Below are 12,443 nucleotides of genomic sequence, written 5' to 3' on the forward strand. Positions count from 1 at the left end.
TTCCCCCAGTCGCGGTGTAAAGTCTGCGACCGCCAAGTAATTTCCAGCCACTCCGTTAGTTCTAGGTTCTAACCTAATTGTTGTAGACATAGATTCAGTGATTAATGAAACAAAATGCTGAGATGTTTTTCGTACCGGTTCTCAAGCATACACGCAGACTGCTTCTGCTTGGTGCGCCAAGCCTTTTTCTGCAAATAATATCAACAAACTTATTAATCAGTTGCAGCTTATAATTCTCGCACAATCCTAAGCGGAATTTAGTAAAAACTAATTAACCATCTATACCAATGTAACTCATTTTCACAATACTCTAAACTTCATGAAAAATCTTTTCATAAATTAGGCAAAAATATCGCATGTAAGGGCTTTCTAGTATATAATAGTTGATATACGGAAATTGAAATTATTCCATAAACATTGCTTAAAGGAGATATTTATCGTGCCTAAAGAAATTACAACATTGGTTACATTTTTCGGTGCCACTGGTGACCTCGCCAAGCGTAAGTTATACCCATCTGTTTACAACCTCTACAAGAAAGGTTTCTTGGTAGAACATTTTGGAATCCTTGGGACTTCACGTGCGGAACTCTCAACCAAGCAATTCCAAGTTATGGTTCACGATTCAATTAAAGAATTCATGAACGAAGAAGCTCCACAAGACTTCCTCAAGCACTTTGATTACCAACGTGCAGATATCACAACGCCTGAAGATTACGCCCCACTTAAGGCCTTGATTGAAGAAATGGACGAAAAGTTCGCCTTGAAGGGTAACCGGATTTTCTATATGTCTGTTGCTCCTCGTTTCTTTGGTACGGTTGCTAAGCTTTTGAAGTCAGAAGGTCTCCTTTCAGAAAATGGTGAATTCAACCGTTTGATGATTGAAAAGCCTTTCGGTTCAGATTACGAAACAGCCGAAAAATTGAACAACGAATTATCACACGCCTTCAGCGAAGACCAAGTTTACCGAATTGACCACTACCTCGGTAAGGAAATGGTGCAAAATATCGCTGCATTGCGTTTCGGTAACCCAATGTTCACTAAGTCATGGAACCGTGACTCAATCGATAATATCCAAGTTACCCTTTCTGAAACTCTCGGGGTTGAAGACCGTGCCGGTTACTATGATACTGCCGGTGCTTTGCGTGATATGATTCAAAACCACACGATGCAAATCGTTGGTTGGTTAGCAATGGATGAACCAGCTACTTGGACTGACCGCGATATTCGGATTGCCAAGAACGCAGCGTTCAACTCATTGAAGATTTACACTCCTGATGAAGTTGCTGAAAACTTTGTCCGCGGTCAATACGGCCCTAACGCCATTGGCACTCAAGTCGGTTACTTGGATGAAAAAGACGTACCAGCTGATTCACAAAACAACACTTTTGTTGCTGGTAAGTTGCAATTCGATTCATACCGTTGGCAAGGTGTACCATTCTACATCCGGACTGGTAAGCGTTTAGCTGCTAAGACTACTCGTATCGACATTGTCTTCAAGAAAGACTATAACTTGTTCGATTCAAACCAACCATTGTCTAACGATGTGTTGACAATCATCATCGATCCAGAAGGTCGGATTGAATACAAGATTGCTGCCAAGGCAACAACTGCTGAATTCAAGACTCGTCCTATCACTTTGAAGTGGAAAGCTTCTGATGAAGATAAAGCCCAAACTCCAGAACCATACGAACGCATGATTCACGATACCATGGATGGTAACGGATCTAACTTCGCTGACTGGAATGGTGTGGCGGTTGCTTGGAAGTTCGTTGATGCCGTACAATCAGCATGGGATTCTGTACACCAAGACTTCCCTAACTATGTTTCAGGCACTATGGGACCTGCTGCGTCTGACGAATTATTGGAACGCGAAGACCGTGAATGGATTTACAAAGGCTAATTACTAATATTTAACCGCAAAAAAGACTTAACCAAGCGCAAATGCGTGCGGTTAAGTCTTTTTCAATATAATTATATATAAAGATAACGCCGTTACAGCAACGTTATCAGTCCGTCGTCCCTACTTGTCACTCGCGCATCAATAAGATTCCAATTCAAACCACCATCTACATAATAAAAAATAGAGAAAAATAAGACGTTAGACCATCTAATTTTGCCCCATTTCAAATATTAACTAATTAATCCAAACCAGCCGTCTTTCGTTGCATTCGGTTTGCTTCATCAGCTACATACTTCAGAACTGTATGAAATTCTTTACGTGTCGCTTGTTCAGAAAAATGAACATAGTTACGATCATATTTATCAACAATTGCTTGTGCTAATTCTTTATCAGTCATCCAACAACTCCTCCAATTCTTCTTTGGTGTATTTCTTTTGTAACACTGTTTCTACATCGTTAGCATCAGAAATTATTTCTGATATGCGATTTTGATAATCCTTAATAACAATATGCAAATCTACGCTATCGCCTAATTTAGCTTTAACTAATGCGATATTTTCTCGTGATTTGAAATATGCTTCTATAAACACATCTTTAGGAATGTATCGCCCCTCAGTTCGCTCGCGTTCCTTAGTAAATTGCCACGCAATGATTGGATCTTGGTAGACAAAGTAAATGGTTGGTTGAAAATTATGGTGAATCGCACGTTCAACATTTGTTAAAGCACGACTGAATGCAAACGTACCATCTAGAATGAATGATAACTTTCGTTCAATCACCTTAGTATACGAAAATTCAACTAACCAAGATGCACCACGTTGAAACTCATCTGAGTTATCACCTGTATAACCCGGAAATTCAGCGCGGAATTCGTCAGCATCAATCCTAATAATATTCACGTATAGTTCAGACAACGCAGTAGCTACTTCTGTCTTACCAGCACCAGGAGTGCCAGCCATAAACACAGCTGCATGATCATCTTGTGATTCGACATCACCAATCAATTTTTTAAGAACTCTCGGCGGTGTTCCTTGGCATATACCACTGATTCATCATCCATTCTCATTCCTCACTTGTATTGTTCTACCCTCTCATTATACTCCGTACCGTGCTCTGCATACTTATATTCAACATTTTTAAACACTGAATATAAATCTCTTATCGATCCCAATTTTATCCGCCTACAATTTCCTTTGCAAGCTTAGGGCCGTGCAATTGACGAGCAACTAGACCTTTATGGTTGTAGATTGTATTGCGCCGTTAGCATAGTGTCAATAAGTTACCATTATATGATGTCATTTCGTTAGTAAAATTCGCCATAGAAAAAATAGGCTCAAGAATTTTTTAATCTTGAGTCCATTTTAACTTAATTACATTGGGTTTTGTCCTCTTTTTTTAGTTGCGATTAATGACATGTGTCTGGGCATCAATCTGCTTACTGATTAAACTTTGATTATCAAGCATAGCTTCGAGCAAACGTGTTTGTGCTTGGGCATTATACGCAGTTGTTGCCAAGTTTTCATAAAATTTAATGCCAATCTCCACAAAGAAATACCAAATACCGGCACCAATAAGGCCTCCAGCACCATACACGATTACCATTGCAGCTGGTAATGAACTATTAGCTGATTGAAAAAGTGCACTCATTGCAATTCCTGACAAAAAAATACCTGCCGCACAGACAATACCGACGATTCGCATCACTAGGACATACCCAAAGCCAACTGATCTTTCTCTTTCTTCTGACATATTCCTACTCCTTCACCGTTTTAACGCACAATTAACCTACTATGTAACCTTGCAGTCAATTTGTTTTTTCATTTACGTTACTTTATACATTAATTATACCTTTGTAACACCGATTAACGGAGCGATATGCTTACCTGATACTTCTGTTTGTAACGTCATTCGATGTAGTGCGAATTATTAACATTCCTTGCCGACATATTTTTTTCGATTTCTTGCTGGTGTAACCGCATTTTATTTTGTTCTGTCGCGGCCACCGCTTCATTTGTGAGCGCAAACTACACTGCTGTACCAGCCGAATTAACTAATCGCTACGGTATCGAAAACTTAATTGCACTGCGTTTGAATGACGACTATATGAACCGCGAAATTCCCGAACATACCATTGCTTTTATCAATCCCCCCGCAGCAATCATAAACGGCGATATTGTCGCCCTTGCATTTCCTGAGCGGAGCCACGCTTTACTGCGCGGCTATCATGAAAATGCGACATGGTTATTCGAACCTAGTAGTTATAACGTACTCAATACAAATCTGGCATATTCCAACTTAGACCATCAGCAAATTTTATTTCTCGGCAAAGTTATTGGTTTCACGCAAATATTATAAATAACCAAAAGGACCGTAAAATCAATTGATTTTACGGTCCTACTTTTGTTACATAACTTATTGGATATCGTCACCCGGTGTGTTTTGAATATTCCAGGTTACCGTTGCTGAATATTCGCCCGCTTTTACATTTGCGCTTGATGGTGCATAAATTTGCGCCCCACTAAAGGCAACTGCATCGGTATGTTGACCATTGGTACCATTATTTGCCAATAATGGAATCGTCATATTCGGCGTAACATTAATCTGATTGGCATCATTAGCCAACGTCGTACCAGACACGGGCTTCACTAGACTTGGTTGCAACAATTGTAATTGTGCATCCGGAATCGTGCTACCATCCCGTGTATTGGTAAAATCAGACATTGATACTGATACCGAATATGGTTTACTATTTGTCCGCGTATCTTGAACACTGAAGCCAAGATTTCCGCTAGTTAACTTAACATCAAGTGCCCCTAATGTTAGGTTTGACAAGCAAAACGCCCAATTACCTGGTGCGATAATATCAATATTCCCCTGGTCCACCGGCGTTACTGGATCCGTACTTGGAGTTGTCGGATCAGTTGGTGTGATCGGGTCAGTTGGCTTCGTTGGCTTAGTCGTATCTGCTGGTGGATTTCCTGCGGCAGTCTGCGAATCAGTAACTGTGTCAGTAATAGTTTTAGAAGTATCCTCATGTCCGTCTTTATCAATGACGACGTAGTCTGGATTTTTCGCCAATTCATCAGCGACATCTCCCGCACTAGTCTTAACGTCATCAACTGAATCAGCTTTACCCGCATTAACTAATCCTTGTGCAACCGCATCGGCGTTGGCATCTTTCCATACAGAAATTGCATCAACTTGTTCAGCCGTTAACTTACCTGTGCTGATGGCATCGGACAAAACATCATCAGTATTGGAAACAGTTTCTTTAACATCACTATTAATTGAATCCATACTGGTGATAACAATTGAACGCATGTAGAAGAAATCTGAAATCGCACCACTATCATTGGCAGCAGGTAAATCCTTCAAAGTTCCCAATAATTGGTCCGCCATCGCCCGGATTCTCGCCGCACCTTCAGTGTCACCCGCAGCTTCGAGGGCATCAGCCAAAATATCCATCTTTCCAGTTGTAATGACCACAGTTGTTACTAGTTGTTCACGTTGCGTTGTCAAAACTGAAATTTCAGTTGAATAGTAATCTGGGATTGTCTCCCCATCCTTAGCATAGTCTGTTGGTTGCGGGGCTGGTGGTAATTGCGCATACCCCGCCGCTGTATCTGCGCTACCCGCCAATTTGGCGATACTCCCATATTTTGGATCATCTTTATACTTATCCAAGAACGCGTTGATGTCACCAACCGTTAATGGCGTTTTGAGACTATCCATACTAAGTGAAACATCATCCGTAGTTAGCTTGGCTAAGTTACTTGTTTTCAGCCCATACGTTGCTAATTGTTCATCTGTCAGCGATTGAGCTTGCTTCAATGCTTGGCTCGTTAGTTCAGCTTCGGTCTTTGACGTATCATATGGAGTCAGTTTGACGTTGATTGCCACCGTGTTCAGCGTCGTACCGACCATAATTTTGGCAATTAACGTTACACTTGCTTGATTAGCATTCAAATCGGCTTCTTCCAACAAACCAGTATAATCGTTTAAAACGGCTTGATAATCGGCTCGTGAATCAATTTTGCTCTTTAACGCCTTGATTTCACCTGCCAAGGCACCATTAGTATCGTTAGCCAGCCAAACCTGCAAATCCGGATCATTCATAATCGCATTATAGGTTTTAATCGCCGTTGTACCGGAGTTATCAATATAATACGAATCAGTTCCAACACCTGACGTATTCGCTTGATTCAACAAGTTCAAATATTCAAGTGAAGATGGTTTTTGTAGCAACGCCGTGTCGGCTGCCGTTAGGACGTTCCCTGTGGCCGTCAAAATAATCAAACCATTCTTGGCGGCTGTGGAAATCCAAGCCGGAATTGTACTGAACTTATTGTTGTCCAACACCAAAGACTGTAATTGTTTCGACAGCGGTGAATTAGGATCATTCAGTCCATCGGGTAAAGTCGTTAGATTATTATTCGAAATAATCCAGTTACGTAAGCCGGTTAGCTTAGACATTGATGAGCCACTCATGTTGGTAATCTTGTTTGATGATAAATCCAGCGTGTTAATCGAAGGTGAAAAGAAGTTTTGCCCCATCGCATAGTTCGTCAAAGCCCCATCACCCAAGTTGTTACTAGCAATATTCACACTTTGTAACTTTGGCATATACTTAGCGGTTTCGATTGTCCCAAGCATGTCCGCCCCTGTTGGGTAGCTTGTCCGTAATTGTAAAATTCCACTCAAATTCAAAACTCGCAACGTTGGATCCGCTTCAATCATTTGCACAATGCTGTACCACGCACCTGACTGGATATCGTTTTGTGACATTCCACCAATTAACTTAGCAATTCCATTCGAATTATTAACATCCGAAATATTTAATACATCCACATTCTTCATATCGGTCGCGGTCATGTTATTAGCCGTTAATCCATGTGATGCCAACGTTTTCCCATCAGGCTCTAGACTATTGGCAATCATATAATCAAGCACAAGCTTTGGCACCCCAGTTGTGGCCAACGTAAAGGTTCCTTTATCAAGTTTCACCATGCCCAACATGTCCACTGCCGACTTACCATTATATGCAATTCGCCCTTGGAAAATACCAGCTAAGTTAACGATTTTTGCGTTCGTTGCACCATTAATCATGTTAACGGTATTTTGCCAAGCCGCGTCAACGTTTGTGTTGTTATAACTCGGATCACTAGCAAAGGCCTTCGCAATCCCATTTGAATTACCACTATCACTAATTTGTAAATTCGTCACCGTTGCCATGTCGGCTAACGTAATATTATCAGCCGTAAAACCATTGTCAGCCAACGTTTTCCCATCTGCACCAATACTGTTAGCCACCATATAATTGAGCACAACTTGGGGTACACCGGTACTTTTTAACGTTGCGGTTGCTGCTTGAACTACATTTACAGGTGATAATAATGAGGAACGTAGGATACTTGCACCATTCAAAACAAGTACCGCACTGGTAACTATTAAAATATTTTTTAACATCTTGTTTTTCAAATGTCTGCTCCTACCTTCCAAATTAGTTTTTCTTATTGCGTTTCAATAACAGAACGACTGCAATACTCAATGACACGATTAACACGACGACCGCTGCTACCAGTGCGTACAACCACCATGGGTAATGTGCTGTTGCCACTGATTTCCGGTTCAAATCATTGGCTTTATCTTGCGTAATTACAAAATTTTTCGTAAATGTCCATTTTGCCGCATATTTTTGCCCATCAGCATCTCGATATTTACCATCTTTAGCTGGCATTCCGTAAGCCACGATGTGCGCCGTATACGCACCAGCAACCAACTTCTTATCTTCCAATCGAATTGGGAACGCAAACTTTGTATTGGGCGCCATTTGCATCCCTTGAACCCGTGTATTGTAGACAGCCTTATCAGAATTTTGCTTCGTGATTTTTGAATTGATTTCTAAATGGTTTAAAAATGCTGGTTGATTATTCACAAAATTCAATGAAATTACGTTGCGCAAGTTAATCTGGTTGGCATTGATACCCGTTAATACCAAATTCGGCTGATAAAGCTTTTCCGATTGACGTATCAGCAAGGCAGTTGTGAACGCGTATTGGTTAACAATCGCAACACTGTCTTTGCTTTGGGCAGTTGCCCCTTCATTCACTTGGCGAAACATAATGCCACCAGCCATGACACCTTTTAACTTGCCCGTTGGCATGTGAATTTGAATTGGGACCGTAATTTTTCCATTAGCCGGAATAGTAACTTGCTTCGGAACTTTCACTATTTCTTGTAAGCTATACTGTAATGATTTTTCAGTATTGGTCGTCTTACTAGCGTAGTCAATGACCCCATTCGTGTTCGTAATCGCCGTCTGTGCACTAATGTCGACTTTGACTGGGCTACTAGATTTATTAATTAATCTTGCTTTGAGCGTTTGGCTCTTACCAGATGCCATTAACAAATTATAGTAGGAATTTTCACCTTTAATTTGATTACTTGGCATGGGAGTTTCGACTGAAAAATCCAGTCCCGCTGCTTGCACCTGCGTTACCGCATTGCCTACAAATACTGCCACCACTGCTACTAAACTAATTACTAGTGCTTTAAAAGCTTTCACTACCTGACCTCTTTTCATAAACACCGCCCCCTAATTGGCGGATTTTTTTAGCGTTGCTATGCTGATTAAACTTTCACCGCACACAACAACAAAATTCGTTAAAAACAATTCTAAACTGGAGAAAAGCAATCTCCCTTATCTTTTTGATACGTTATACAAAAGCTAGTGTCTAGCTGATTACTACTTAGCTGAATCATTTGGTCCTGCAACAACGTTCCAAGTGAGACTTGTTGTGTAAGTACCTGAGTTAGTAATTGCACCAGCTGGGATTGTTAAGTGTGTATCTGCACCAGCGATGGTAGCGGTATATTCATCCGCATTTTTCAAAGCTGCTGAATTGTCAACGACATCAACTGCAGCATTGGGTGCCAAGCGCGCGACATTGGTGGCACCGGCAGCACCGTTTGACTTAGAACTAACTGTACCAGCAGGTAATGAAATTTCGGCACCTGCTAAAGTAGCACCTTTTTCATTAGTAAAGGCGCCATCTTGCGTTACAGTCAAGTTCCAGCCAGCACCGCTACCAGTCAAATCAGTTACGACAGCTGCAATATCATTTTGGGCTGTGTAATCTTGGGCAAGCAAACTAAGCTTGTGTCCAGTACCAAAGTCAATATCGCTGGCTTTATCCAAAGTCAATGTGCCACCTTCGATTCCAACAGTTGCTGTTGTGGCTTGAGTTGTGGCTGTTTCATCTGCAAATGCGCCAGTTGCTGGTAATGCCAAGCTTACGGTAAGTAAAGCGATTGCAATAGTTGTTAATGTTTTTTTCATGATTCTCCCTAAAATACGATGGCTATAGACGACACAACCATCAATCCCTATAATTTTTTTGAAAATTTGCTTTTTTCCAGTTTAGAACTGTTTTTGTCACCACTACGAATGATTTTTATTAAAATTAGGCTTAATCATCCCCAATGTTTAACTAGTGATTACGTCTTCACTAACCACTTTCATACCCAAACCACTTGATAATAAATTACCAAGCAAATGCATAGCGTTTATACATTTTCTAAACTATTTATTTATTACTACGAAACAATCACACGCAAGAAGTCTACTTCGCCAACAACTTACAAATAGTAAGAGAACAACGCTATTCAATTGTTTAAAATTATCGCACGTTTTCATGCTTTCTTCAACAAAAAATCACAAATAAACATTATTATATCAGCATTCCAAGAGCACTGCTTATAACCGGCACAATAATAACTTATACTTAATTTTCCTTACCGATTATAAGTAATCGTTATATAACTTTATCTGTTCAACACAAAAAAACAAGCCGCTGGATGACCAACATTCTGCCCATCCAGCGGCTCTCTTTGTTGCATATTTATGCATTTAAAAGCTTAGTTTTCATGAACTTTTCGCATATAATACCAAAGTACAAACCATAATAAGCCAATAAAGATGTGTTTAACCAGTTATGTTTACTATATAATGATTATTAGATTATTTTTTCAATACGAAATCAAAACATAGGTGGAAAACGCATGAAACTCAGTAAAAAGGTAACTTTGCCGTTACGAATTTTTACCGGATTTATCTTACTTGTCAGCATTTATCTACTGTTTAAGCAACTGAATGATTTGGTTGGTTATATTGCTGACGATTACTTATCGCATTTTATGTATCAGGGAGAATGGCCAACTGGTACCCCTGCTCATATTAATAATTGGGGTGATTTGAATCGTTCCATTATTTACTATGCTTCACATTTCAACGGCCAATTTGTCGCCCAATATTTTGTCCAAATTTTCATGCAAATGCCTAAAGCCGTCTTTAATGTGATTAATTCGCTCATGTACTTAGGTTTAGGCCTGTTAATCAATGTGCACGTCTTTGGCCGATTAAAGAACTTGCGCGTGGGCTATTTATTTGTAACTTATGCGATGCTGTGGTTTGTTTTACCAGACTGGGGCGCGTCAATTCTCTGGCTAACGGGTGGTATTAATTACCTGTGGATGGCCGTGCTTTACCTACTATTCATACTCCCCTACCGTTTTAATCACCAATTTAAACACGTTAACTGGGCCACTATTGGTATGCTACTCGCTGGTTTTGTCATTGGCTCAACTATCAAAACTGCCATACCCACTGTGCTCCTCGTTACCCTACTCCTGACAATTAGTGACCGACATGAAAGTCAATCAACTTGGAAATGGGCTGGTATCGCCGGCATGGTAGCTGGTTTTATTAATTTACTTGTCCATGGGGTCGGTCAAGCAGCACACGGTGCGCTTTGGCAGTCTATCTTAACGCTATCAATGCCCCTCATTATTGCAGTCTTCCTACTGATTGCCTACTTAGTATTTTTGCAACGGAAACTCGAACTACCAATTATTGCCCAAAATCTTAAAATTGCTCGGTTATATTTAACCGGTACGTTGCTTGGTATTCTTATGTTAGCTACGACCTCCAACATAACTGCGCGGTCATTTTTCACCCCAAACATCTTATTGTTAATTGCGTTTCTTTCATTGTTATATGCGCATACCCCAGTGAATCCCCAAGCTTCTCTAGATAAGTGGTTTCCATTTGCGGTTGCCGCTGTAATGGCATTTTATGTTATTCCATCTTATGACGACGCAATCCGCCAAAATACACCGTTACACAACGTGGATTACACGGCGCAACAGCAGATCAAACAAAGTCGCCAGATTAAGCAGAAATTCATTGATACCCCGGGTATGCCACCGGTGACCAGTTCTTATGCTTACACTTTGCATGAAGCTTATCTAATTAGTGGTAAACCAGAAAAACAATGGTTCAATACTTGGATGGCGCAATACTACAATCTTGATTACGTTAATGTTGATAACCGTGTGCGTATCCAGATTGCCCCACAAAACAAAAATGCATTGGATTGGCAGCTATACCGCGGGTTAACTAATTTCCATACCGCGACCGTTAATTTAGTTCATAAACCTAAAACCTCAGTTAATATTGGTGCCCGTACCGCGAAGTTGCTATACGTTAATCAAAAAAATCAAATCCTTGGGCAAACCACGATCAAGGGCAAAATTGGTTCCGTGACCGACGTTAGTCAAATAGCCATGCCAGGCTACGTTATCGATGGTAGTGCGCTACGTTATTACACCTTTACAGCAGCTAAACATCAGCAACGCCGAATTCATGTATTGCCGATGCCCGTAAGTAAAGGTGCTGCTCCCAAACACGAAATGCTACGAACAGCGCAATTACTCTACGTTGATCAAGGCAAACACGTCGTTAAACGTGAACCTATTACCGGTTATGTTGGTGGCGACTTTGACATTAGTAACGCTAGTGTACCAGGTTATACTACTGATGCTAAAACACCGAAAAAGTACACGTTCACTAAAGCCAAGCACCAAACGTTCCGCATCAAAGTCCGCAAAACACCCGTTCTTGGCAAGGCTGTTATTGAATATACGCTTGCTAGTGGTAAAGTTGTTGCCACCGAACCAATCAATGGGCCAGTTGGTTCCAAGATGAGCCTAGCTGGCGCCGCAACTGCGGGCTACCAGACGTTGCCAAACAACAAGCTGACCTACAAGTTCACCACTAAGCAACATCAAGTTATCAAAATGAACGTGTTAGGGGCGCCACAAACCGCGCAACTAACTTTTGTTAACAATAAAGGTACCGTCGTTGCCAAACAAACTGTGTGGGCCGAAACTGGGGATTCCACAAACATTATTCCACCTGCAAAGTTTAAGTTAGCGCACAATCAAGTCAACCAAGTGAAATTGACGCCACAAGGTCTGACACCCGCAACGGTGCTCGTGCAACCACGCTCATTCCTTGGTCAGTTCGTCCATAACACTAAAGCATTTTGGATAACTATTGGTACGCTAGTCTTCATTATTGTTGACTTAATCGGCTTCTACTGCCTTAAGAAACGTGAACTACCGTTGACTGAGGAAACATTGGATTGATAATAGTTCCACGCTTAAATTGAACAATTGTGGCAGGTTGCTTTTCTAGCTTTTT

9 protein-coding genes are annotated in these 12,443 nt (G+C 40.8%); 3 read left to right on the forward strand and 6 right to left on the reverse strand.

Annotated features, from left to right (window positions below; genetic code table 11):
- Positions 1–439: 439 nt before the first annotated feature.
- The gene (gene zwf / locus EQG49_RS06275; protein ID WP_133363167.1) at positions 440–1,900 is read left to right on the forward strand and encodes a glucose-6-phosphate dehydrogenase; all 1,461 of its coding nucleotides are present in this window, start codon (positions 440–442) and stop codon (positions 1,898–1,900) included.
- A 238-nt stretch (positions 1,901–2,138) separates the two neighbouring features.
- Here zwf and EQG49_RS13680 read toward each other — a convergent pair whose 3' ends face one another.
- From EQG49_RS13680 to EQG49_RS06285, 3 genes are all read right to left on the reverse strand, one after another.
- Positions 2,139–2,297, reverse strand: coding sequence for a hypothetical protein (locus tag EQG49_RS13680; RefSeq protein WP_165964803.1), 159 nt, complete (start codon positions 2,295–2,297; stop codon positions 2,139–2,141).
- A complete protein-coding gene (locus EQG49_RS06280) occupies positions 2,290–2,904 on the reverse strand; it encodes a zeta toxin family protein (RefSeq protein WP_341472813.1) in 615 nt (204 codons plus the stop codon). Before EQG49_RS06280 ends, EQG49_RS13680 begins: the two co-directional genes overlap by 8 nt.
- A 391-nt stretch (positions 2,905–3,295) precedes the next feature.
- A complete protein-coding gene (locus EQG49_RS06285; RefSeq protein ID WP_133363168.1) occupies positions 3,296–3,649 on the reverse strand; it encodes a hypothetical protein in 354 nt (117 codons plus the stop codon).
- 264 nt (positions 3,650–3,913) lie between these two features.
- Here EQG49_RS06285 and EQG49_RS06290 point away from each other — a divergent pair, with 264 nt between their 5' ends.
- Positions 3,914–4,255, forward strand: a complete 342-nt coding sequence (locus tag EQG49_RS06290) for a S24 family peptidase (RefSeq protein WP_165964804.1) — start codon at positions 3,914–3,916, stop codon at positions 4,253–4,255.
- A gap of 57 nt (positions 4,256–4,312) precedes the next feature.
- On the opposite strand, the gene EQG49_RS06295 is transcribed toward EQG49_RS06290, so the two are convergent.
- The 3 genes from EQG49_RS06295 to EQG49_RS06305 all read right to left on the reverse strand — a co-directional run bounded on the left by EQG49_RS06295 (position 4,313) and on the right by EQG49_RS06305 (position 9,239).
- Positions 4,313–7,366 (reverse strand): WxL domain-containing protein, encoded by a 3,054-nt coding sequence (locus EQG49_RS06295; RefSeq protein WP_165964805.1) that lies wholly within the window; start codon positions 7,364–7,366, stop codon positions 4,313–4,315.
- Between the two features lie 34 nt (positions 7,367–7,400).
- Entirely contained in the window at positions 7,401–8,483 is a 1,083-nt protein-coding gene (locus EQG49_RS06300) for a WxLIP family cell surface protein (RefSeq protein ID WP_133363171.1), read from the reverse strand.
- A gap of 162 nt (positions 8,484–8,645) precedes the next feature.
- The gene (locus EQG49_RS06305; protein ID WP_133363172.1) at positions 8,646–9,239 is read right to left on the reverse strand and encodes a WxL domain-containing protein; all 594 of its coding nucleotides are present in this window, start codon (positions 9,237–9,239) and stop codon (positions 8,646–8,648) included.
- A gap of 722 nt (positions 9,240–9,961) precedes the next feature.
- On the opposite strand from EQG49_RS06305, the gene EQG49_RS06310 reads away from it, so the two are divergent.
- Entirely contained in the window at positions 9,962–12,388 is a 2,427-nt protein-coding gene (locus tag EQG49_RS06310) for a DUF3329 domain-containing protein (protein WP_133363173.1), read from the forward strand.
- Positions 12,389–12,443 lie beyond the last annotated feature (55 nt).

The sequence above is a fragment of the Periweissella cryptocerci genome (genome assembly GCF_004358325.1).
Classification (GTDB): Bacteria; Bacillota; Bacilli; order Lactobacillales; family Lactobacillaceae; genus Periweissella; species Periweissella cryptocerci.

Bases quoted from the DNA above. Each gene is read 5' to 3' on its own strand.
- EQG49_RS06300 (WP_133363171.1), bottom strand. From the start codon at position 8,483: ATGAAAAGAGGTCAGGTAGTGAAAGCTTTTAAAGCACTAGTAATTAGT.
- EQG49_RS13680 (WP_165964803.1), bottom strand. From the start codon at position 2,297: ATGACTGATAAAGAATTAGCACAAGCAATTGTTGATAAATATGATCGT.
- EQG49_RS06295 (WP_165964805.1), bottom strand. From the start codon at position 7,366: ATGTTAAAAAATATTTTAATAGTTACCAGTGCGGTACTTGTTTTGAAT.
- EQG49_RS06285 (WP_133363168.1), bottom strand. From the start codon at position 3,649: ATGTCAGAAGAAAGAGAAAGATCAGTTGGCTTTGGGTATGTCCTAGTG.
- EQG49_RS06305 (WP_133363172.1), bottom strand. From the start codon at position 9,239: ATGAAAAAAACATTAACAACTATTGCAATCGCTTTACTTACCGTAAGC.
- EQG49_RS06310 (WP_133363173.1), top strand. From the start codon at position 9,962: ATGAAACTCAGTAAAAAGGTAACTTTGCCGTTACGAATTTTTACCGGA.